Origin of the sequence: Mesorhizobium sp. M0626 (assembly GCF_040320665.1) — a bacterium.
Classification (GTDB): domain Bacteria; phylum Pseudomonadota; class Alphaproteobacteria; order Rhizobiales; family Rhizobiaceae; genus Mesorhizobium.
In genome coordinates this window covers 165261-186052 of sequence record NZ_JAMYQD010000012.1, presented here as the reverse complement: position 1 = coordinate 186052, position 20792 = coordinate 165261, and the positions used below count along the sequence as shown (strand labels likewise).

23 protein-coding genes are annotated in these 20792 nt (G+C 62.2%); 19 read left to right on the top strand and 4 right to left on the bottom strand.

Annotated elements, in window-relative coordinates:
- Window positions 1-81: 81 nt before the first annotated feature.
- The 5 genes from NKI37_RS17295 to NKI37_RS17275 all read left to right on the top strand — a co-directional run bounded on the left by NKI37_RS17295 (window position 82) and on the right by NKI37_RS17275 (window position 2923).
- Window positions 82-372, top strand: coding sequence for a Dabb family protein (locus NKI37_RS17295; RefSeq protein ID WP_023682566.1), 291 nt, complete (start codon window positions 82-84; stop codon window positions 370-372).
- Between the two features lie 55 nt (window positions 373-427).
- On the top strand, window positions 428-1300 hold the full coding sequence (locus NKI37_RS17290) for a VOC family protein (RefSeq protein ID WP_352788858.1): 873 nt from the start codon (window positions 428-430) through the stop codon (window positions 1298-1300).
- Window positions 1297-2175 carry a 3-deoxy-8-phosphooctulonate synthase gene (kdsA, locus tag NKI37_RS17285; protein ID WP_031196594.1) on the top strand — a complete coding sequence of 293 codons (879 nt, stop codon included), beginning with the start codon at window positions 1297-1299 and terminating at the stop codon, window positions 2173-2175. Before NKI37_RS17290 ends, kdsA begins: the two co-directional genes overlap by 4 nt.
- Before the next feature lie 97 nt (window positions 2176-2272).
- Entirely contained in the window at window positions 2273-2476 is a 204-nt protein-coding gene (locus NKI37_RS17280) for a dodecin family protein (RefSeq protein WP_023668908.1), read from the top strand.
- Between the two features lie 81 nt (window positions 2477-2557).
- A complete protein-coding gene (locus NKI37_RS17275) occupies window positions 2558-2923 on the top strand; it encodes a PRC-barrel domain-containing protein (protein ID WP_023668909.1) in 366 nt (121 codons plus the stop codon).
- 82 nt (window positions 2924-3005) lie between these two features.
- On the opposite strand, the gene NKI37_RS17270 is transcribed toward NKI37_RS17275, so the two are convergent.
- Both NKI37_RS17270 and NKI37_RS17265 read right to left on the bottom strand, forming a co-directional pair.
- Window positions 3006-3128 (bottom strand): hypothetical protein, encoded by a 123-nt coding sequence (locus tag NKI37_RS17270; RefSeq protein ID WP_023682563.1) that lies wholly within the window; start codon window positions 3126-3128, stop codon window positions 3006-3008.
- Between the two features lie 109 nt (window positions 3129-3237).
- The gene (locus NKI37_RS17265) at window positions 3238-4818 is read right to left on the bottom strand and encodes a glycoside hydrolase family 19 protein (RefSeq protein WP_352788855.1); all 1581 of its coding nucleotides are present in this window, start codon (window positions 4816-4818) and stop codon (window positions 3238-3240) included.
- A 103-nt stretch (window positions 4819-4921) separates the two neighbouring features.
- Here NKI37_RS17265 and eno point away from each other — a divergent pair, with 103 nt between their 5' ends.
- From eno to NKI37_RS17210, 11 genes are all read left to right on the top strand, one after another.
- Window positions 4922-6196 (top strand): phosphopyruvate hydratase, encoded by a 1275-nt coding sequence (eno, locus tag NKI37_RS17260; protein WP_023682561.1) that lies wholly within the window; start codon window positions 4922-4924, stop codon window positions 6194-6196.
- A gap of 138 nt (window positions 6197-6334) precedes the next feature.
- Window positions 6335-6658 (top strand): FtsB family cell division protein, encoded by a 324-nt coding sequence (locus tag NKI37_RS17255; RefSeq protein ID WP_023682560.1) that lies wholly within the window; start codon window positions 6335-6337, stop codon window positions 6656-6658.
- Window positions 6659-6853: 195 nt separating this feature from the next.
- The gene (gene pdhA / locus NKI37_RS17250; protein ID WP_352788854.1) at window positions 6854-7900 is read left to right on the top strand and encodes a pyruvate dehydrogenase (acetyl-transferring) E1 component subunit alpha; all 1047 of its coding nucleotides are present in this window, start codon (window positions 6854-6856) and stop codon (window positions 7898-7900) included.
- A 15-nt stretch (window positions 7901-7915) separates the two neighbouring features.
- The gene (locus NKI37_RS17245) at window positions 7916-9337 is read left to right on the top strand and encodes a pyruvate dehydrogenase complex E1 component subunit beta (RefSeq protein ID WP_023668915.1); all 1422 of its coding nucleotides are present in this window, start codon (window positions 7916-7918) and stop codon (window positions 9335-9337) included.
- Between the two features lie 18 nt (window positions 9338-9355).
- On the top strand, window positions 9356-10777 hold the full coding sequence (locus tag NKI37_RS17240) for a pyruvate dehydrogenase complex dihydrolipoamide acetyltransferase (RefSeq protein WP_023824950.1): 1422 nt from the start codon (window positions 9356-9358) through the stop codon (window positions 10775-10777).
- A gap of 14 nt (window positions 10778-10791) precedes the next feature.
- Window positions 10792-11211 carry a hypothetical protein gene (locus NKI37_RS17235; protein ID WP_023835247.1) on the top strand — a complete coding sequence of 140 codons (420 nt, stop codon included), beginning with the start codon at window positions 10792-10794 and terminating at the stop codon, window positions 11209-11211.
- Window positions 11208-11849: an SGNH/GDSL hydrolase family protein gene (locus NKI37_RS17230; RefSeq protein WP_023835246.1), complete on the top strand. Its 642-nt coding sequence runs from the start codon at window positions 11208-11210 to the stop codon at window positions 11847-11849. The genes NKI37_RS17235 and NKI37_RS17230 overlap by 4 nt, the downstream gene beginning before the upstream one ends.
- A gap of 21 nt (window positions 11850-11870) precedes the next feature.
- Window positions 11871-13319: a dihydrolipoyl dehydrogenase gene (gene lpdA, locus NKI37_RS17225; protein WP_023668919.1), complete on the top strand. Its 1449-nt coding sequence runs from the start codon at window positions 11871-11873 to the stop codon at window positions 13317-13319.
- A 102-nt stretch (window positions 13320-13421) separates the two neighbouring features.
- Entirely contained in the window at window positions 13422-13679 is a 258-nt protein-coding gene (locus tag NKI37_RS17220) for a GlsB/YeaQ/YmgE family stress response membrane protein (RefSeq protein ID WP_023668920.1), read from the top strand.
- Window positions 13680-13887: 208 nt separating this feature from the next.
- Window positions 13888-14853: a lipoyl synthase gene (gene lipA / locus NKI37_RS17215; RefSeq protein ID WP_023688453.1), complete on the top strand. Its 966-nt coding sequence runs from the start codon at window positions 13888-13890 to the stop codon at window positions 14851-14853.
- A 12-nt stretch (window positions 14854-14865) separates the two neighbouring features.
- Window positions 14866-15327 (top strand): type II toxin-antitoxin system RatA family toxin, encoded by a 462-nt coding sequence (locus NKI37_RS17210; RefSeq protein ID WP_023710532.1) that lies wholly within the window; start codon window positions 14866-14868, stop codon window positions 15325-15327.
- Here the strand turns inward: NKI37_RS17210 and NKI37_RS17205 are convergent.
- Window positions 15303-15812 (bottom strand): CinA family protein, encoded by a 510-nt coding sequence (locus tag NKI37_RS17205; protein WP_352534931.1) that lies wholly within the window; start codon window positions 15810-15812, stop codon window positions 15303-15305. The two genes, NKI37_RS17210 and NKI37_RS17205, sit on opposite strands and share 25 nt — an antisense overlap.
- A complete protein-coding gene (locus NKI37_RS17200) occupies window positions 15809-17032 on the bottom strand; it encodes a bifunctional 2-C-methyl-D-erythritol 4-phosphate cytidylyltransferase/2-C-methyl-D-erythritol 2,4-cyclodiphosphate synthase (RefSeq protein ID WP_352788851.1) in 1224 nt (407 codons plus the stop codon). The genes NKI37_RS17205 and NKI37_RS17200 overlap by 4 nt, the downstream gene beginning before the upstream one ends.
- A 139-nt stretch (window positions 17033-17171) precedes the next feature.
- Between NKI37_RS17200 and dusB the strand changes: the two genes are divergently transcribed.
- The 3 genes from dusB to ntrC are packed head-to-tail and all read left to right on the top strand — an operon-like array spanning window position 17172 to window position 20790.
- A complete protein-coding gene (dusB, locus tag NKI37_RS17195; RefSeq protein ID WP_023706548.1) occupies window positions 17172-18194 on the top strand; it encodes a tRNA dihydrouridine synthase DusB in 1023 nt (340 codons plus the stop codon).
- Window positions 18191-19336 (top strand): two-component system sensor histidine kinase NtrB, encoded by a 1146-nt coding sequence (locus NKI37_RS17190; protein WP_023706549.1) that lies wholly within the window; start codon window positions 18191-18193, stop codon window positions 19334-19336. The genes dusB and NKI37_RS17190 overlap by 4 nt, the downstream gene beginning before the upstream one ends.
- Complete coding sequence (gene ntrC, locus NKI37_RS17185; protein WP_352788847.1) at window positions 19333-20790, top strand: nitrogen regulation protein NR(I); 1458 nt, start codon at window positions 19333-19335, stop codon at window positions 20788-20790. The genes NKI37_RS17190 and ntrC overlap by 4 nt, the downstream gene beginning before the upstream one ends.
- Window positions 20791-20792 lie beyond the last annotated feature (2 nt).

Here is a 20792-nt window from a genome sequence, read left to right as displayed (position 1 = left end):
TTGCCGGGCGCGACATCGTGGCGGTTGACGCGACGGTCCCGCTCACACAAAACATGCCGCAAATCGAACGTGGAGGCAGGTGTGATCCGGCATATCGTTTTCTTCAGCGCGCGGCGCAAGGACGATGTCGAGGCCGTGCGCACGGGCTTGCTCGCGCTGGGCAAGATCCCGCATTCAAGCCTCTTCGAGGTGACGCTCAACACCAAGGTCGATCCGCTGTCGGATGCGATCGACGTGGTCGTCTATGCCGAGTTCGAGGATGATGCCGCGCTTGCCGCCTACAAGGCGCACCCGCTCTATGCCGAGACGACCAGTCGGGTCAAACCATTGCGCGAATTGCGCTATTCGGCCGATGTCGTGGCGATGGCCTGATCGGGCTGGCAAGAGGCCTTGAACCGATTTCCGGAATGATGCACACCGCGCCGGCATGACCAGCACGATCCATCCGCTTGACCATCTTGTGTTGCCGACGGCGAGCCTCGCCGTGGCGCGGGCGCGGCTGACATCGCTTGGCTTCATCGTCGCACCAACCGGCATCCACCCTTTCGGCACCGAAAATTGCTGCGTCTTCTTCGCTGACGGCACCTACCTCGAACCGCTGGCGGTCGGGAATGAACAGGCTGCAGACGAGGCATTTGCCGGTGGCAATGTCTTTGTCGCGCGCGACCGGCTCTATCGCGCCAGGCTGGGCGATGAGGGCTTTTCCGCCGTGGTGCTGGCCACCGACGATGCCGATGCGGACCATGCGCGCTTTATCAAAGCCGGCCTGTCGGCGGGAGACGTACTGAGCTTTTCCCGCGCCTTCACCGACACGGCCGGAAAGAGCGACATGGCCTCGTTCAAACTGGCTTTCGCCGCCGGCGCCGAGACGATGGACGCCTTTCTGTTCGCTTGCGAGCGGATCAACGCCCCTCAAATCGACCGTACGGCACTGCAGGCCCATGCCAACGGCGTGACCGGCATTGCCGAAATCGTCGCGGTCAGCGGCGTGCCATCCGAAAAGCGCCACCTGATCGAGACAGCGACGGGTTCGAGGCAGAGGAGCAGCACGGCGTTCGACCTGGCGAACGCGCGTTTGAGCGTTCTCAAGCCCGCGGCTTTCGCTGAGCGCTTCGGCATGTCGGCTGGCGCGCCGACGGACCTTCGCTTCGCCGCGATCGCCTTTTCGGCCCGCAGTGTCGGCGCTGTCGCGAGGCTGCTTGCAGACAACGCCGTCGGGCACGATATAGCGGGCAACGAAATCGTCGTGCAGCCGGCATCCGGACAGGGCGCGGCTTTCATCTTCCGGGAGACCCCATGAGCAAGCCGCAAGGGCCCAATTCGCTGGCGCCGAATTCGTCAGTAACCGTCGGCAACGTCGTCTTCGACAACAGCGGGCCCTTGGCGTTGATCGCCGGCCCGTGCCAGTTCGAATCGCGCCAGCACGCTTTCGACATGGCCGGCGCGCTGAAGGAACTGACCGGCAAGCTCGGCATCGGCCTCGTCTACAAGACCAGCTACGACAAGGCCAACCGCACCTCGCTGTCGGCAACGCGCGGCGCCGGCATGGACGCGGCGCTTCCGGTGTTCGACGAGTTGCGCAAGGCGTTTTCGCTTCCCATTCTGACCGATGTCCACACCGAGGAGCAGTGCGCGATCGTCGCACACCATGTCGATGTGCTGCAGATTCCGGCCTTCCTGTCGCGCCAGACCGACATGCTGGTCGCCGCCGCCAAGACCGGCAAGGTGATCAACGTCAAGAAGGGGCAATTCCTGGCGCCTTGGGACATGAAGAACGTGGTGGCCAAGATCACCGGTTCGGGCAACCTCAATGTGCTGACCACCGAGCGCGGCGCGTCTTTCGGCTACAACACGCTGGTGTCGGACATGCGGGCTTTGCCTGTGATGGCCGAGATCGGCGCGCCGGTGATTTTCGACGCCACCCATTCGGTGCAGCAGCCGGGCGGGCAGGGCGGTTCCTCCGGTGGTGAGCGCCGCTTTGTCGAGACGCTGGCGCGGGCTGCCGTCGCCGTCGGCGTCGCCGGCGTGTTCATAGAGACCCACCAGGATCCCGACAATTCGACCTCCTCCGACGGGCCCAACATGCTGCCGCTGAAGGACATGCCGGCGCTGCTCGAAAGACTGATGGCATTCGACCGCATCGCCAAGAATGCTGCTGACCTGAACCGAGGCTGATGGTTTCGGCTATGGCGCGCGCGCTGCCCTGCTTGTGGAAGGCATAAGCCGGCTGTAGGCTCGCTCCTGCAAATGAGCGTCTTGGCAGGAGGAAGCCATGTCCGTCGCCCGCGTCACCGAAATCACGTCGTCGTCGAAAAAGAGCTTTCAGGACGCCATCGAGAAGGGGATTGAGCGCGCATCCAAAACCCTGAAGAACGTCGAAGGTGCTTGGATCCAGGACCAGAAGATCGTCGTCGAGGACGGCAGGATCGCGGCGTATCGCGTCAACATGAAGGTGACGTTCATCCTCGCGGAGTAACCGCCCGCTCGAAAAAACGGGAACTTTCGCCCGCGCACCTCATTGTCAAAGTATAGATCAATGACATGAGGAGCATCAGCCATGACCACCCAAACAGGCCACACCGAAGCAATCGCCGCTTCGCGCGTCATCGGCACGTCGGTCTACAACACCGAGGGCACGAGCATCGGCAGCATCGAGGACATCATGCTCGACAAGACGTCGAACGGCATCATGTTCGCGGTGATCGGGTTCGGTGGATTTCTCGGCATTGGCGAGAAGTATCACGCCATTCCGTGGGCGAGCCTCGACTATGACGAGGACAAGGGCGGCTATGTCGTGCCGTTCTCGAAGGAGCAGCTGAAGGCAGCACCCGCCTATTCGATCAATGAACTGGCCGGCGCCGATGGCGAGGCCGCACGTGATGCTTCCTATGATTACTACAAGGTCACGCCGTATTGGCATTGATCAGCTGCGCTGACGCCTGACGTGAAAAGGCCCCCGAATTCCGAAACGGGGGCCTTTTCAGTGCAACCCGACAGTTTCTAAATTATTCTGCTGCATGAAGCGTAGACAGCTGCGTCGCCGCCCTGGGCGGCTGCTGCGTATCGCAGGACGTCAGGAACGCCGCCGCGATCAGGAACAAACTCACGATACCGCTCAACTCGGACATGGCGAAACTCCTCCTGTTTCGCCCCGCGCATCACCATCCTAGTCGACACAGAGATTGTTATCTCTGAATTATGATGACGTGGTGTTGTCGAACGTGATCCGAGGCATGCTCAGCCGAGGAGTCCGGCATTCTTCACCGCCTTGAAAACCTTTTCGTGCCAGGCGATCCGATCCGCTTCGCCATTGGCCTGCGTGGCGGAATTGGCGTTGCCGACGTTGATCGCGCGCGAGATCTTTTTGATCAGGCCGGCATCGGCAAAGGCATTGCAGCCTGACCCTTTCCATTCGGCGCAAGCTGCGAGCAGCGAAGTCTGCGGATCCTCGATCAGTTCAGGATGATTGGCGAGGTCAACCTTGGCGAGCTTGCCCTTGGCCGTGTACGCGTCGCGCCCGGTGGTCTGGAACGTGCCGCCGCCGCGGAAATTGAAGCCGTCCAACGTTCCTTTCACATTGCCCATGCGGCCGCCATAGGCCCAGTCGCCCAGGGCTTGCGGCTTGCGCAGCAGGTTGTCCCCGATCCACTGATCGGTCTTGCCCGCGGCTCGCGACCTCCATGCGTTCCGGATTGCCGCCACGGTCGTGTAGGTCAGGGATTCGCGAATGAGGGTGAAGCCACCGGTTTCCATCGCCGCTTGAGCGAAGAAATGCATCAGCCGATCATAATTGTTGCACACGCCATGATCGCCAAGTGCCTTGAGGCCCTTGTCGGAGGTAAAGGCGCCGATGTAACCGTCATAGATTGTTCGCTTGGAACCGCTTGCCGGTCTCGGCGCGAATTTCTGGAAGACCGCTGCCGGCAAACCCTTGTTCGGATCGCCCGCAACCGCTTCGAGCACGCTCTCGACACTCTCGGTCGACAGCACCGGTTCGCCTTCGACGACCACCGAAGCATTGGGAATTCGCTTGCCGTTGCTTTTCGGGAAGCCACCGCCGGCAAAGGTTTTCAGATCGTCAATGAGGGCGATTACGCGTGTCCGGCTCTCCGTGAAATCCATGTCGGAAAGCGGACCGCTCACCTTCTTCGTTGGGTTGATGCATCCGACGCTGGACAGGAAATTGACGCCCGGATGGATCAGGATTTCGGTGCGCTTGTTGGTCTTCAGCAGTTCGAGTCCAGGTTTGGGTGGCGTCTTGGCGCCAGTGTAGCCGATGGTCACATATTTGCCTCCGGCCTGTGTCGCCAGTGGATAGGTTCCGGGCTCGATGCGCCTGCCATTGTCTTCTTTGGAATTGTCGCCAGGGCCGCGAGATTCACACACGAACCCCGATAGACCCGTTACTGCCGTGCCGTTGTGGAAGACTTTATAGGTACCGACCGTCCTGCGTCTGGTGCCCCTCATATGCTCGACTCTGCGGCTAATAAGAAGTTCCCAGCCAGTACCTGAAATCGCTGCCATTGCCACCTCCCCAAAGAGTTCAAGTTTGTTGATTTCACTGTCGTCGTCAAATAGTCCGCGTTGTAGATGTGACGCTAACATCTTCGAATTCTCTGCATTGTGAAGTTTGTCACGTTGGCGGTAGCCTCTTTTGAAGCATCTGCTGGAGTTTGCGTGCCGCCTGGTATTTTGTGATAAGGGATTGCCGCGATCAAAGGGGAGGGGCACCCGCCCCATGCGGCGCCAGACATATGACGTCAGGGCGGGCTGTTTGCGTTCAGATGGCGTCGCCCATGCCCCACGGCCTGAGCGCATGGGGCGATCGTCACTATTATTTCATGCCATTCCTGATTGCCTTTTGCGGCACTTTGGCTAAGAGGGGCGCGACGCTTTCAATCGATCAATCGGGGACATCGCAATGACCGCCATCATCGACATTGTCGGGCGTGAAATCCTGGACAGCCGTGGAAATCCGACCGTCGAGGTCGACGTCGTTCTCGAAGACGGCTCGATGGGCCGCGCCGCCGTGCCGTCGGGCGCGTCGACCGGCGCGCATGAGGCCGTCGAACTGCGCGACGGTGGCGCCCGCTATCTCGGCAAGGGCGTGCTCAAGGCGGTCGAGGCCGTCAATGGCGAGCTGTTCGAGGCGATCGGCGGCATGGAAGCCGAAAACCAGATCCACATCGACCAGACCATGATCGAGCTCGACGGCACGCCCAACAAGAGCCGGCTCGGCGCCAACGCCATTCTCGGCGTTTCGCTGGCGGTCGCCAAGGCAGCAGCGGAAGCCGCCGGCCTGCCACTCTACCGCTATGTCGGCGGCACCAAGGCGCATTTGCTGCCGGTGCCCATGATGAACATCATCAACGGCGGCGCGCATGCCGACAATCCGATCGATTTCCAGGAATTCATGATCCTGCCGGTCGGCGCGCCGACGCTGCGCGAAGGCGTGCGCTGGGGCTCGGAAATCTTCCACACGCTGCGCAAGAAGCTCAAGGATGCCGGCCACAACACCAATGTCGGCGACGAAGGCGGCTTCGCGCCCAATCTGAAGAGTGCGCCGGTGGCGCTCGATTTCATCATGGAATCAATCGAGAAGGCCGGCTTCAAGCCGGGCGAAGAGATCGCGCTCGGTCTCGACTGTGCGGCGACCGAATTCTTCAAGGACGGCAATTACGTCTATGAGGGCGAGAAGAAGACCCGCGATCCGAAGGCGCAGGCCAAGTACCTGGCCAAGCTCGCCGCCGACTATCCGATCATCTCGATCGAGGACGGCCTGGCCGAGGACGACTGGGAGGGCTGGAAGTACCTGACCGATTTGATCGGCAACAAGACGCAGCTGGTTGGCGACGACCTCTTCGTCACCAACACGGCGCGGCTGCGCGACGGCATCCGCATGGGTGTCGCCAATTCGATCCTGGTCAAGGTCAACCAGATCGGCTCGCTTACCGAAACGCTCGACGCTGTCGAGACCGCGCATAAGGCAGGCTACACCGCAGTCATGTCGCACCGTTCGGGCGAAACCGAGGATTCGACCATCGCCGACCTCGCCGTCGCCACCAATTGCGGGCAGATCAAGACCGGTTCGCTGTCGCGCTCGGATCGCATGGCCAAGTACAACCAGCTGATCCGCATCGAGGAAGAGCTCGGCAAGCAGGCGCGCTACGCCGGCAAGTCGGTGGTCAAAGCCTAAATTCTGCCGAACTGGCGAAAACGATGGAAGGGCGGGATTTTCCCGCCCTTTTTCGTTGCGGCCGCTGGCTAATGCACCTGTCCGTAACCGTCCATTAAGCACAATCGAGCGACAAATGGCGGTCAAAGGATTGCGACCATGTGGACACGCCAGCACAAGCAGAGAAACACCGGCCGGCTGATCATCCCGTCGCTTTGCGTGGCGTTCCTGGCCTATTTCGGCTTCCATGCCTATCATGGCGAGTTCGGCATCAATTCCAAATATCAGCTCGAAGCGCAGACCATCGAATTGCAGGCCAAGTACGATGCCATCAAGGCGCGCCGGATCGATCTGGAGCGGCGCGTCCAGCTGATGCATGAGGGCACGCTTGAAAAGGATATGCTCGACGAGCAGGCACGCCGGGCGCTCAATCTGTCCCAGCCCGATGAAATCACCATCATGCTGCCGGCCAATTCGAAATAATCGAATTTCGGTTAATCGCTGTTATCTCTAACGATTCTGGGCGTTTAGGCGCATGCCAGCCATGCGTTTTTCTGCATGGCGAAACGCGGTCTCGCATGTTAGCTTCCTTCCAATCGGTGGGGAGGAGCTGATCCTCCCCGGAGCAGACATGGTCTGCTTTAGTGTCCGCGAAGAGACGCCAACAGGGAGTGATGCATGGCCACCGCCGCCAAAAAAGCGCCTGCCAAATCCGTTAAATCGACATCCGCCAAATCAACGGGGCTTTCCGCCCCCAAGCCGGCCGACTTCACCAAGGACGAGGAGCTTGCCGCCTACCGGCACATGCTGCTTATCCGTCGCTTCGAGGAAAAGGCCGGCCAGCTCTACGGCATGGGCTTTATCGGCGGCTTCTGCCACCTCTATATCGGCCAGGAAGCGGTCGTCACCGGCATGAAGATGTCGCTGATCAACGGCGACCAGATGATCACCGCCTATCGCGACCATGGCCACATGCTGGCGATGGAACTGTCACCGCGGGGCGTCATGGCAGAGCTGACCGGACGCCGTGGTGGCCTGTCGAGGGGCAAGGGCGGCTCCATGCACATGTTCTCCAAGGAGAAGCATTTTTACGGCGGCCACGGCATTGTCGGCGCGCAGGTCTCGCTCGGCACCGGTCTGGCCTTCGCCAACCGCTACCGCGACAACAACAATGTGTCGCTGACCTATTTCGGCGATGGCGCTGCCAATCAGGGTCAGGTCTATGAAAGCTTCAACATGGCCTCGCTGTGGAAGCTGCCGGTGATCTACATCATCGAGAACAACCGCTACGCCATGGGCACTTCGGTGTCGCGCTCGTCGGCCGAAACCAATTTTTCGCATCGCGGCGCCTCGTTCAGGATTCCCGGCATTCAGGTCGACGGCATGGATGTGCGTGCGGTCAAATCCGCCGGCGATCAGGCGACCGAATGGTGCCGTGCCGGCAACGGTCCGATCATCCTCGAGATGCAGACCTATCGCTATCGCGGTCACTCGATGTCGGATCCGGCAAAATACCGCTCCAAGGAAGAAGTGCAGAAGATGCGCTCGGATCATGATCCGATCGAGCAGGTCAAGGTGCGGCTGACGGCCAAGAAGTGGGCGACCGAGGACGAACTCAAGAACATCGACAAGGAAGTCCGCGACATCGTCGCCGACGCCGCCGAATTTGCCCAGCACGACGCAGAGCCGGATCCGTCCGAGCTCTGGACCGACATCGTATTGTAACGGGAGGGCAAGGACATGCCGATCGAAATTCTCATGCCCGCTCTCTCGCCGACCATGGAAGAGGGCAATCTTTCCAAGTGGTTGAAGAACGAGGGCGACAAGGTCGTCGCCGGTGATGTCATCGCCGAGATCGAAACCGACAAGGCGACCATGGAAGTCGAAGCCGTCGATGAAGGCACGATCGGCAAGATCGTGGTTCCCGCCGGCACCGAAGGCGTCAAGGTCAATGCGGTGATCGCCGTGTTGCTGCAGGACGGGGAAAGTGCAGGCGACGTCGAAAAGAGCGGCAAGCCTGCCTCCACCCAGGATGCCATTTCCGCTGGCGGTCAGCGGACCGATGCAGCCGAGGAAGGCTCAAAGGCGGCTCCCCAGGATGCCGGCGAGGCTCCGAAGGCAGTTCCCGCCGCTCCGGCAGCCAAACCTGCCGCCGATCCGGATATTCCCGCCGGCACCGAGATGATCTCGACTACGGTGCGCGAGGCCTTGCGCGATGCCATGGCCGAGGAAATGCGCCGCGACGGCGATGTCTTCGTCATGGGCGAGGAGGTGGCGGAATACCAGGGCGCCTACAAGATCACGCAAGGGCTGCTGCAGGAATTCGGGCCGCGCCGCGTCGTCGACACGCCGATCACCGAGCACGGCTTTGCCGGCGTCGGCGTCGGTGCGGCGATGGCCGGCCTGAAGCCGATCGTCGAGTTCATGACCTTCAACTTCGCCATGCAGGCGATCGACCAGATCATCAACTCCGCGGCCAAGACGCTCTATATGTCGGGCGGCCAGATGGGCGCACCGATCGTGTTCCGCGGACCGAACGGTGCGGCCGCCCGCGTCGGCGCCCAGCATTCGCAGTGCTATGCCGCCTGGTACAGCCATATTCCCGGGCTAAAGGTGGTGATGCCGTACACGGCTGCCGACGCCAAGGGCCTGCTCAAGGCGGCGATCCGCGATCCGAACCCGGTCATCTTCCTTGAAAACGAAATCCTCTACGGCCAGTCCTTCGACGTGCCGAAGCTCGATGATTTCGTGCTGCCGATCGGCAAGGCGCGCATTCACAAGCAGGGCAAGGACGTCACCATCGTCTCGTTCGGCATCGGCATGACCTACGCCATCAAGGCGGAAGCCGAACTGCGCGGCATGGGCATCGATGCCGAGATCATCGATCTCAGGACCATCCGTCCGCTCGACCTCGACACCGTCATTGCCTCGGTGAAGAAGACCAACCGCTTGATCGTGGTCGAAGAAGGTTTCCCGCAAAGTTCGGTCGGCGACCACATCGCCAACCAGGTTTCGCAGCGCGCCTTTGACTTCCTCGATGCGCCGGTCATCACCATCGCCGGCAAGGACGTGCCGATGCCTTATGCGGCGAACCTCGAAAAGCTGGCCTTGCCCAATGTCGGCGAGGTCATCGAGGCCGTCAAAGCCGTCACGTATCGCTGAGCCGGTCGGGAGGACATCATGCCAATCAACATCACCATGCCGGCGCTGTCGCCCACGATGGAAGAGGGCAATCTTTCCAAGTGGCTGGTCAAGGAAGGCGACAAGGTTTCGCCGGGCGACGTGATCGCCGAGATCGAGACCGACAAGGCGACGATGGAAGTCGAGGCCGTCGATGAGGGCACGGTCGCCAAGCTGGTCGTTCCGGCCGGCACCGAAGGCGTCAAGGTCAATGCGCTGATCGCCATTCTCGCCGGCGAAGGCGAGGATGCAGGGGCGGCGGCAAAGGGTGGTGGCGATGCCGCGCCCGCGAAAGCCGATGCCAAGCAGGATAAGGCGTCAATCTCCCCACCCGTGGGGGAGATGTCGACGAAGTCGACAGAGGGGGGCGCTGCCCCGCCGACCTCTCAGTCTGTCGCGCCCCCCTCTGGCCTGCCGGCCATCTCCCCCACAAGGGGGGAGATCAGCCAATCGTCAGGCGAGCGCACCTTCGCTTCGCCGCTGGCTCGTCGCATCGCCAAGGATGCCGGAGTCGACGTGTCCGCCGTAACCGGCACCGGCCCGCATGGCCGTGTCGTCAAGGCCGATGTCGAGGCGGCGATTGCCGGCGGTGGCGCCAAGGCTGCACCGGCCGCGAAAGCCGCACCTGCCGGCGCTCCGGCACCTGCGGCTCCGGCTGCGGCACCCAAGGCGATGTCGGACGAACAGGTGCTGAAGCTGTTTGCCGAAGGGTCCTATGAGCTCGTCCCGCACGACAATATGCGCAAGACCATTGCGCGCCGCCTGGTCGAGGCCAAGACAACCATCCCGCATTTCTACCTGACGCTCGACTGCGAGCTCGATGCGCTGCTGGCGCTGCGCACACAGATCAATGCGGCGGCTCCGATGAAGAAGACCGACAAGGGCGAAGTGCCCGTCTACAAGCTGTCGGTCAACGACATGGTGATCAAGGCGATGGCGATGGCGCTGATGGCGGTGCCGGATGCCAATGCGTCGTGGACCGAAAGCGCCATGGTCAAGCACAAGCACGCCGATGTCGGCGTTGCCGTGTCGATCCCCGGCGGCTTGATCACGCCGATCATCCGCCACGCCGACGAAAAGACGCTGTCCACTATCTCCAACGAGATGAAGGATCTGGCGAGCCGTGCGCGCAGCCGCAAGCTGAAGCCTGAGGAATATCAGGGCGGCACGACGGCTGTCTCCAATCTCGGCATGTTCGGCATCAAGGACTTTGCCGCCGTCATCAACCCGCCGCATGCGACGATCCTGGCGGTGGGTGCCGGCGAGCAGCGGCCGGTGGTCAAGAATGGCGAGATCAGAATCGCCAATATCATGTCGGTGACGCTGTCGACCGATCACCGCGCCGTCGACGGTGCGCTCGGCGCCGAACTTCTGGTCGCCTTCAAGCGCATGATCGAAAATCCGATGGGCATGCTGGTCTAGGAAGGAAAAAGGCTGTGCGGAAATTCGTCACCAGCCTTTTCGCCCTGATCCTTTCCGGCCTGGCCGGCGGGCTGGTGGCGCTGTGGCTGGCAATCGTCACCAATGCGAATTCCGAATACATCCTGGTCTTCATGGTTTCGGCGCTGGTCACCATCGTTGCGACCGTGGCGTTTTTCATCGCGCAGTTCGTGCCAAACCCGCAAAGGGCGATAAACCTGACGGGGCTTGTTGGGGTTTCGTTGTTCGTGCTGGCCGGAATCGGGCTGATTGCCTGGACCTTCTCGCAGCCGCCTGGCAAAGCCCAGTGGTCAGGCGATCTCCCCGTTGTCGCCGGTCTGTTTTTGCCAAGCATCGCCACGGTTATCGTGCAGTGGCTGTTCGTGGGATGGCGCGTGCGGCGCGCGCTTAGGGCGGAGGCGGGTGCGGGTGCATGAAAACGATCCTCTGCTACGGCGATTCCCTGACCTGGGGCTATGACGCGGCGAGCCTCGGGCGTTATGCGCTGGAAGATCGCTGGCCGAGCGTGCTCAAGGCGGCGTTGGGCGACGACGATATCGAAGTCATTGCCGAAGGTCTGAACGGCCGCACCACGGCTTTCGACGATCACCTGGCTGGTGCCGACCGCAATGGCGCCAAGGTGCTGCCGACGATCCTGACCAGCCATGCGCCGCTCGACCTGATCATCATCATGCTCGGCGCCAACGACATGAAGCCCTGGATCCACGGCAATCCGGTCGCGGCCAAGCAGGGCGTGCAGCGGCTGATCGACATCGTGCGCGGCCACGATTATCCGTTCGACTGGGCCGCGCCGCAAATCCTGATCGTCGCGCCACCAGCGGTCAGCCGCACCGACAATGCCGAATTCAAGGAAATGTTTGCCGGCGGCGACGAGGCCTCGAAGCAGCTGGCGCCGCAATATTCCGCGCTCGCCGACGAGGCCGGCTGCGGCTTTTTCGATGCCGGCACGGTGGCCGAGACCACACCGATCGACGGGGTCCATCTCGATGCCGAAAACACGCGCAATATAGGTGACGCATTGGCGCCATTGGTGCGTGTGATGCTGGAACTCTAGAGAAAATCAGGGAGAAACCCCGTGGCTGAATCCTACGACGTCATAATCATCGGCTCAGGCCCCGGCGGCTATGTCACGGCGGTGCGCTCCGCCCAGCTCGGCTTCAAGACGGCGATCGTCGAGCGCGAGCATCTCGGCGGCATCTGCCTCAACTGGGGCTGCATCCCGACCAAGGCGCTGCTGCGCTCGGCCGAGATCATGCACTATTCCGATCATCTGAAGGACTACGGCCTGAAGCTCGAAGGCGGCAAGGTCAGCGCCGACACGGCCGCTGTCGTCGACCGCTCGCGCAAAGTGTCGTTGAGGCTCAATGGCGGCGTCGCCTTCCTGATGAAGAAGAACAAGGTCGACGTTATCTGGGGCGAGGCCAAGCTCTCCAAGCCGGGTGAAATCGTCGTCTCCAAGACGGCCAAGAAACCGATGGAGCCGCAGCCGCCGGTGCCCAAGGGCGTCAAGGGCGAGGGCACCTATACCGCCAAGCACATTATTCTCGCCACCGGCGCCCGGCCGCGCGCGCTGCCCGGCATCGAGCCGGACGGCAAGCTGATCTGGACCTATTTCGAGGCGATGGTGCCGAAGGAGATGCCGAAGTCGCTGCTGGTCATGGGTTCGGGCGCCATCGGCATCGAGTTCGCCTCCTTCTACCGCACCATGGGCGCCGAGGTGACGGTGGTCGAGCTGTTGCCGGCGGTGATGCCGGTCGAGGATGCCGAGGTCTCGAAATTCGCGCAGAAGCAGTTCGAGAAGCAGGGCATGAAAATCATCCTCGAGGCCAAGGTGACCAAGGTCGAGAAGGGTGCCAACTCGATCACCGCCCATGTCGAGATGAAGGACGGCAAGGTCGAGAAGATCACCGCCGACCGCATGATCTCGGCCGTCGGCGTGCAGGGCAACATCGATAATCTCGGCCTCGAGACGCTCGGCGTGAAGACCGATCGCGGCTGCGTCGTCATTGACGGCTATGGCAAGACCAACGTTCCCGGCATCTACGCTATCGGCGATGTCGCCGGACCGCCGATGCTCGCCCACAAGGCCGAGCATGAAGGCGTGGTCTGCATCGAGAAGATCGCCAATTTCCCCGGCGTGCATGCGACAGACAAGCTGAAGATCCCGGGCTGCACCTATTGCAACCCGCAGGTCGCCTCGGTCGGGCTCACCGAAGCCAAGGCGAAGGCTGAAGGCAAGGACATCCGCGTCGGCCGTTTCCAGTTCGGCGCCAACGGCAAGGCGATCGCGCTTGGCGAGGACCAGGGCTTCATCAAGACCATCTTCGACAAGAAAACCGGCCAGCTGCTCGGCGCGCATATGGTCGGCGCCGAGGTGACGGAGCTGATCCAGGGCTTTGTCGTGGCGATGAACCTGGAGACCACCGAGGAAGAGCTGATGCACACCATCTTCCCGCATCCGACGCTGTCGGAGATGATGAAGGAAAGCGTGCTCGATGCCTATGGCCGTGCGCTCAACGCGTGATAAATTGGTGCCGCGAGACTCAGACGCATGCGCCGGAGGAACCTTACGGCAAGACAGTTCGTTTCCGGATGCATTTTCACCTGACACTGGAGGAGTTGGCATATGGACGTGAATGGCGTGGGCTGGATTGCGGCCATCATCATCGGCGGTTTGGCCGGGTGGCTGGCCGAGATGGTCATGAAGAGCAATACCGGCGTCTTGATGAACATCATTATGGGCATTGTCGGCGCGGTGGTGCTGAACGCAATTCTCAGGGCGCTCAACATCGAACCCTTCGGTGTCGGCTGGCTCGCCTACCTGATCACCGGCTTCATCGGCGCCTGCCTGCTGATCTTTGCCGGGCGGCTCATTCGCCGATAAAACGGCTCGCCGTTTTATCTCGTTCTTCTGACGCAATTCCGGACGGAAAACCGTGTCACACTTTTCCTGGAATTGCTCTGGATCCCCGCTATGCGAAAAAGGCTGTGGCGGCATGCGCCGCCGCAGCCTTTTTCTTTGCACCGAAAAGTCCTAGATGACGCCAGAAGGGCGAATGCCGACGGGCAGACGCCAACAAGTCAGGTTTGAGATGGTCACTGTTCTCGACACGATCGCCAACGCGCCGCGCCTGCGGCACCCCGAGAAGGCACACAAGCCTGATCAGGACGTGCTGCGCAAACCCGACTGGATCCGCGTCAAGGCGCCGATGTCGAAGGGCTATGCCGAAACTCGCGAGATCGTGAAGTCGCACAAGCTGGTCACGGTGTGCGAAGAGGCCGGCTGCCCCAATATCGGCGAGTGCTGGGAAAAGAAGCACGCCACCTTCATGATCATGGGCGAGATCTGCACGCGCGCTTGCGCCTTCTGCAATGTCGCCACCGGCATTCCCACCGCGCTCGATGCCGATGAGCCGGCGCGTGTCGCGCATGCCGTCAAGCAGATGGGGCTGACCCATGTCGTCATCACCTCGGTCGACCGCGATGATCTCGCCGATGGCGGCGCGCAGCATTTCGCCGAGGTTATCCGGGCGATCCGAGCAGCGACGCCCTTGACCACGATCGAAATCCTGACGCCCGATTTCCTGCGCAAGGAGGGCGCGCTGGAGATCGTCGTGGCGGCCAAGCCCGATGTCTTCAACCACAATCTCGAAACCGTGCCGTCGAACTACCTGACGGTGCGGCCGGGTGCTCGCTATTTCCACTCGATCCGGCTGTTGCAGCGGGTCAAGGAGCTCGACCCGTCGATCTTCACGAAGTCCGGCATCATGGTCGGCCTCGGCGAAGAGCGGAACGAGATCCTGCAACTGATGGATGACCTGCGCTCGGCCAATGTCGACTTCATGACCATTGGCCAGTATCTGCAGCCGTCGAAGAAACACCACCCGGTGATCCGCTTCGTCACGCCGGAGGAGTTCAACTCCTTCGCGACGATCGGCAAGACCAAGGGTTTCCTGCTGGTGGCGTCGAGCCCGCTGACGCGCTCCTCGCATCATGCCGGTGACGATTTCGCCAGGCTGCGGGCGGCGCGTGAGGCGCAGCTTAAAAAAGCCAGTTAAAATCCTGCTTCAATGCCGAAATTCGAAGCCACACGCCGCGTTGCCCACACGCCGGAGCAGATGTTTGCTCTGGTCGCCGATATCGAGACCTATCCGCAATTTCTGCCGCTTTGCGAGGCGCTGACGGTGCGCTCTCGCAAGGAGCGTGATGGCCGCACCATTCTCCTCGCCGATATGAGCATCGGCTACAAGGCGATCCGCGAGACCTTTACGACGCAGGTGCTGTTGAAGCCGGACGAGAACACAATCGACGTCAAATACATCGATGGGCCGTTCAAATATCTAAGCAATATCTGGCGCTTCGAGCCGGCCGACGGCGGCGGCTGCAACGTTCGCTTCTTCATCGACTACGAGTTCAAGAGCCGTATCCTCGGCGTGTTGATGGGCACCATGTTCGATCGCGCCTTCCGCATGTTTTCCGAAGCGTTCGAAAAACGTGCGGACGTCATCTACGGAACGACGCCCATCTCATGAGTGTCGCCCAGCGCGCGCAGGCCGATCTCCAGCGCATGCTTGACCGTCTCGCGGCGGATGAAGTCACGGCCATTGTCGGCAAACATATTGAGCTCGGCAGCCACCGGCCCACCTCTTAGGGCAACTCCGAACCAGACGAGGCCGACCGGTTTTTCCGGCGAGCCGCCGCTTGGGCCGGCAATGCCGGTGACGGCAAGCGCAAGCCCGGCGCGCGAGCGGGCCAGAGCGCCCTCCGCCATCTCCAGAACCGTTTCGCGCGAGACGGCGCCATGCGCCTCGAGTGTGGCGGGCGAGACGCCGAGCATCTCCATCTTTGCTTCATCGGAATAGGTGATGAGGCCGCGATCGACGACAGCGGACGAGCCGGCAATGTCGGTCAGTGCCGAGATGATCATGCCGCCGGTGCAGCTCTCGGCCGTCGCCAGCATGATGCCGCGTTGCTGGCAGACCTGGAGCAGGGCGTTGGCAAGATCGCTGTTGTTCATGCGGGAACCTCCCCGGGGAAGACGACACTGGCGGTGGCGATGGCGGCGATGCCTTCCTCGCGGCCGACAAAGCCGAGTTTCTCGTTCGTCGTCGCCTTGATCGAGATGCGATCGCTGGAAATGCCCAGCATCGCCGACAGCGCATTGGTCATGGCCCCGCGATGCGGGCCGACGCGCGGCGCCTCGCAGATCAGCGTGATGTCGGCATTGGCGATGCGGCCGCCGCGTTCGCGCACCAACCTGGCCGCATGCTCGACGAAGATCTTTGACGCCGCGCCCTTCCATTGCGGATCGGAAGGCGAGAAATGCGTGCCGATGTCGCCGGCGCCGCAAGTGGCGAGCAGCGCATCGGTCAGCGCGTGCAGGCCGACATCGGCATCCGAATGGCCGGAAAGCTTCTTGCCGTGCGGAATGGCGACGCCGCACAGGGTGACATGGTCGCCGGCCTCGAAGGCGTGCACGTCATAGCCATTGCCGGTGCGAATGTCTGGAAAACGCTCGCCAGTAAGCCGTTGATCTGCCATCGCAATATCCCTTGCCCAGGTCAATTTGACATTGTCCGGCGACCCCTCGACGATTTTTACCGGAATATGCGCCCATTCGGCGATCGCGGCATCGTCGGTGAAATCCGCCTTGCCGAGATGATGGGCCTTTTCATGCGCGGCGAGCAACGGCCAGAACGGAAAGCCTTGCGGCGTCTGGGCGGCATGAAGGCCGGCCCTTGGCACCGTCTCTTCGATCATGCCGGTCGTCGACTCGCGCTTCAGCGTATCGGCGACGGGCAAAGCGGGCAGCGCGCCCTGGCGCTCGCCAATGGCGGCGATGATACGGTCGATCAGGGCCGTGTCGACAAACGGCCGCACCGCGTCATGGACAAGGACACGGCCGGGCGTACGTTCCCTCAGCGCCAGCAGGCCGAGCCGGACCGAGGCCTGGCGCGACTCGCCACCGACCACGGCGGTAACCCGCTCGGCATACGCGCCGGCTGCCTTGTCGAAAAGCGCGCGGTCATCGGCATGGATGGCGACGACGACGGGGCCAATTTCGGGATGCGCCAGGAAAGTCTCCAGCGTGCGCGCGATGACGGCACGGCCACCAATGCGCTGATATTGCTTCGGCCCGTCGGCCTTTCCGGCACGCGCGCCGCGACCGGCGGCAACGATGACCAAGCCGACCTTGTCGGTCGTCGCTTCGGCCGGTTTTTCGCTTGCGTCTGTCATGCCGAGAGGCTTAGTCGCGGCTTATGGCGAAGGCCAGCATTTTCCCAAATGCGCCGCAATGTGACGTCATTGCGCGTTGCACAATGCCTTTCTTATGGCTAGAGAATGTGCAGCAATCCGATATGCTTGGTTTTTGTGCATGCCTGAAGTGACAAAATTGGCTTCGCCGCTCGACGTTGGCGGCGTGACGATCCGCAACCGCGTCTTCCTCGCGCCCATGTCGGGAATAACGGACGAGCCGTTCCGGCAGCGCGCCTACGCGCATGGCGCGGGCCTAGTCGTGTCGGAAATGGTGGCGAGCGGCGAGCTTGCCAAGGGCAGGGTCGGATGCGACCTGCGCATCCGTCATTCCGGGCTGCCCGTCCATATGGTTCAGCTTGCCGGCCGCGAGGCCGAGCACATGGCCGAGGGCGCGCGCATCGCTGCCGGCGAGGGCGCCGACATCATCGACATCAATATGGGCTGCCCGGCCAAGAAGGTGACCGGCGGCTATGCCGGCTCGGCGCTGATGCGCGATCTCGACCACGCGCTGTCGCTGATCGAAGCGGTGATCGGCGCGGTCCAGGTGCCGGTCACGGTCAAGATGCGGCTCGGCTGGGACGACAATGCGCTCAATGCACCCGTTTTGGCGCGCCGCGCCGAAGAGGCCGGTGTTAAAATGGTGACCGTGCATGGGCGCACGCGCTGCCAGTTTTATCAAGGCAAGGCCGATTGGGGCGCCATCGCCCGCATCAAGGACGCCGTCTCGATCCCGGTGGTCGCCAACGGCGATGTGGGCTCGCCCGCGGAGGCCGCCGAAATCCTTGAACAGTCGGGCGCCGACGCGGTGATGATCGGTCGTGCCCATTATGGCGCGCCATGGACGGCGGGCCGCATTGCGGCGAAGGCTGCGGGCGACGCGCTCTCCGGCGTGCCGGAAAGCCCGCAAGCCATGGCCGACTACATCGTTTCCCACTACGAGGACATGCTGACGCTTTACGGCGTCGAAAGCGGCTTGCGCCAGGCGCGCAAGCATCTCGGCTGGTATCTCGACCGCCACGCTGCTGGCGTTTCCGATGAGCGGCGGAAAGCCATCCTCACCTCTTTCGAACCCGCCCGCGTCATTGCCTTGCTGCATGAGGTGTTTTCCGGCGAAGCCACGCCCTTGCGGAGCGCCGCATGAACGCCACCGTCACACCGAGCTCCGACATGGCGGATGCCGCCAGTATAGTGCTGAACACCATCCGCCGTCCCGTCATCATGGTCGATCCGGACGGGTTCATCACCTACGCCAATGCCGATGCGGAAGACTTCTTCCGCTCAAGTGCCAACATGCTTGCCCGCAACACACTCTCCAAGCTGATCCCGTTCGGCAGCCCGCTGTTGCAGCTGGTCGACCAGGTGCGCGAGCGCCGTGCGCCGGTCAACGAATACCGTGTCGACGTGTCGTCGCCGCGTCTCGGCATCGAGAAGGTCGTTGATCTCTATGTCGCGCCGGTGCCGGAATTCCCAGGCTCGATCGTGGTGATGTTCCAGGAACGCTCGATGGCCGACAAGATCGACCGCCAGATGACACACAGGGGTGCCGCGCGTTCGGTCACCGGCCTTGCCGCCATGCTGGCACATGAGATCAAGAACCCGCTGTCCGGCATACGTGGCGCCGCACAGCTGCTCGAACTCTCGGCGTCCGACGAGGATCGCGCGCTGACCCGCCTCATCACCGACGAGACCGATCGTATCGTCTCCCTGGTCGACCGCATGGAAGTGTTTTCCGACGAGCGGCCGATTGACCGCTATCCTGTCAACATCCATGTCGTTCTGGACCATGTGAAGGCAATCGCGAAGAACGGTTTTGCCAAGCGAATCAGGATATTGGAGGACTATGATCCATCATTGCCTCCGGTTTTCGCCAACCGCGACCAACTGATCCAGGTGTTCCTCAACCTGGTCAAGAATGCCGCCGAGGCGATCGGCGGCGATCCGCAGGGCGAGATCGTGCTGTCGACGGCGTTCAGGCCGGGCATCCGCGTTTCCGTTCCCGGAACCCAGGACCGCGTCTCGCTGCCGCTGGAATTCTGCGTGCGCGACAATGGGTCGGGCGTCTCGGAAGACATTCTGCCGATCCTGTTCGATCCGTTCATCACCACCAAGCCGAACGGCTCGGGGCTCGGCCTGGCGCTGGTGGCGAAAATCGTCGGCGAGCATGGCGGCATCATCGAATGCGATTCGACGCCGCGCGGCACCACCTTCCGAATCCTGATGCCGGCCTGGAAAGAAACACCCATCGACACTGCCGATGATGAAGGCGAAGGAGACCGCAAATGACGGTTCGCGGCAATATTCTCGTCGCCGACGACGATGCGGCCATCCGCACCGTGCTCAATCAGGCGCTGTCGCGCGTCGGCCATGAGGTGCGCGTGACCTCCAACGCCTCGACGCTGTGGCGCTGGGTGGCGGCGGGCGAGGGCGATCTGGTGATCACCGACGTTGTCATGCCGGACGAGAACGCCTTCGACATGCTGCCCCGCATCAAGAAGGCCCGGCCGGAGCTGCCGGTCATCGTGATGAGCGCGCAAAACACTTTCATGACCGCGATTCGGGCTTCCGAAACAGGTGCTTACGAGTATCTGCCGAAGCCGTTCGACCTGACCGAGCTGCTCAATATCGTCAACCGGGCGCTGTCCGAGCCGCGGCGACCGAAGATCGATACGCGGCCGGAAGAGCAGCCTGACTCGATGCCGCTGGTTGGCCGCTCGGCCGCCATGCAGGACATCTACCGGATGCTGGCGCGCATGATGCAGACCGACTTGACGGTGATGATCTCGGGCGAGTCCGGCACCGGCAAGGAATTGGTGGCGCGCGCGTTGCACGAATATGGCCGTCGCCGCGGCGGTCCGTTCGTTGCCATCAACATGGCGGCGATCCCGCGCGATTTGATCGAATCGGAGCTGTTCGGCCACGAGAAGGGCGCCTTCACCGGCGCACAGAACCGCTCGACCGGCCGCTTCGAGCAGGCCGAGGGCGGCACGCTGTTCCTCGACGAGATCGGCGACATGCCGATGGAGGCGCAGACGCGGCTGCTGCGCGTGCTGCAGCAGGGCGAATACACAACGGTCGGCGGGCGCACGCCGATCAAGACCGATGTACGCATCGTCGCCGCCACCAACAAGGATCTGCGCACGCTGATCAACCAGGGGCTTTTCCGCGAGGATCTGTTCTATCGCCTGAATGTCGTGCCGCTGAGACTGCCGGGCTTGCGTGAGAGGTCGGAAGACATTCCCGACCTGGTGCGGCATTTCTTCAAGATCGGCGCCAGCGAAGGCTTGCAGACCAAGCGCATATCGACCGGCGGCATTGAATTGATGAAGCGCTATCCGTGGCCCGGAAACGTGCGCGAGCTGGAAAACCTGGTGCGCCGGCTTGCCGCGCTCTATTCGCAGGACGAGATATCAGCCGAGATCATCGAAGCCGAGCTGAAGACCGGCGAAAGGCCGGTCATTCCTGGCGGCGGCAATTTGATCCCGGACGATCTGTCCATCGGCCAGGCGGTGGAGCACTTCCTGCAGCGCTATTTCGCCTCTTTCGCCGGCGAATTGCCGCCGGCAGGTCTCTATCAGCGCATCCTGTCCGAGGTCGAATATCCGCTGGTGCTGGCTTCCATGACGGCAACGCGCGGCAACCAGATCAAGGCCGCCGAGTTGCTCGGCTTGAACCGCAACACGCTGCGCAAGAAGATTCGCGAGCTGGGCGTCAACGTCTACAAATCGTCGAGATCATGAGC

Bases quoted from the DNA above. Each gene is read 5' to 3' on its own strand.
- NKI37_RS17290 (WP_352788858.1), top strand. From the start codon at position 428: ATGACCAGCACGATCCATCCGCTTGACCATCTTGTGTTGCCGACGGCG.
- kdsA (WP_031196594.1), top strand. From the start codon at position 1,297: ATGAGCAAGCCGCAAGGGCCCAATTCGCTGGCGCCGAATTCGTCAGTA.
- NKI37_RS17280 (WP_023668908.1), top strand. From the start codon at position 2,273: ATGTCCGTCGCCCGCGTCACCGAAATCACGTCGTCGTCGAAAAAGAGC.
- NKI37_RS17275 (WP_023668909.1), top strand. From the start codon at position 2,558: ATGACCACCCAAACAGGCCACACCGAAGCAATCGCCGCTTCGCGCGTC.
- NKI37_RS17270 (WP_023682563.1), bottom strand. From the start codon at position 3,128: ATGTCCGAGTTGAGCGGTATCGTGAGTTTGTTCCTGATCGCGGCGGCG.
- NKI37_RS17265 (WP_352788855.1), bottom strand. From the start codon at position 4,818: ATGCGCTCAGGCCGTGGGGCATGGGCGACGCCATCTGAACGCAAACAG.
- eno (WP_023682561.1), top strand. From the start codon at position 4,922: ATGACCGCCATCATCGACATTGTCGGGCGTGAAATCCTGGACAGCCGT.
- NKI37_RS17255 (WP_023682560.1), top strand. From the start codon at position 6,335: ATGTGGACACGCCAGCACAAGCAGAGAAACACCGGCCGGCTGATCATC.
- pdhA (WP_352788854.1), top strand. From the start codon at position 6,854: ATGGCCACCGCCGCCAAAAAAGCGCCTGCCAAATCCGTTAAATCGACA.
- NKI37_RS17245 (WP_023668915.1), top strand. From the start codon at position 7,916: ATGCCGATCGAAATTCTCATGCCCGCTCTCTCGCCGACCATGGAAGAG.
- NKI37_RS17240 (WP_023824950.1), top strand. From the start codon at position 9,356: ATGCCAATCAACATCACCATGCCGGCGCTGTCGCCCACGATGGAAGAG.
- NKI37_RS17230 (WP_023835246.1), top strand. From the start codon at position 11,208: ATGAAAACGATCCTCTGCTACGGCGATTCCCTGACCTGGGGCTATGAC.
- NKI37_RS17220 (WP_023668920.1), top strand. From the start codon at position 13,422: ATGGACGTGAATGGCGTGGGCTGGATTGCGGCCATCATCATCGGCGGT.
- lipA (WP_023688453.1), top strand. From the start codon at position 13,888: ATGGTCACTGTTCTCGACACGATCGCCAACGCGCCGCGCCTGCGGCAC.
- NKI37_RS17210 (WP_023710532.1), top strand. From the start codon at position 14,866: ATGCCGAAATTCGAAGCCACACGCCGCGTTGCCCACACGCCGGAGCAG.
- NKI37_RS17205 (WP_352534931.1), bottom strand. From the start codon at position 15,812: ATGAACAACAGCGATCTTGCCAACGCCCTGCTCCAGGTCTGCCAGCAA.
- NKI37_RS17200 (WP_352788851.1), bottom strand. From the start codon at position 17,032: ATGACAGACGCAAGCGAAAAACCGGCCGAAGCGACGACCGACAAGGTC.
- dusB (WP_023706548.1), top strand. From the start codon at position 17,172: ATGCCTGAAGTGACAAAATTGGCTTCGCCGCTCGACGTTGGCGGCGTG.
- NKI37_RS17190 (WP_023706549.1), top strand. From the start codon at position 18,191: ATGAACGCCACCGTCACACCGAGCTCCGACATGGCGGATGCCGCCAGT.
- ntrC (WP_352788847.1), top strand. From the start codon at position 19,333: ATGACGGTTCGCGGCAATATTCTCGTCGCCGACGACGATGCGGCCATC.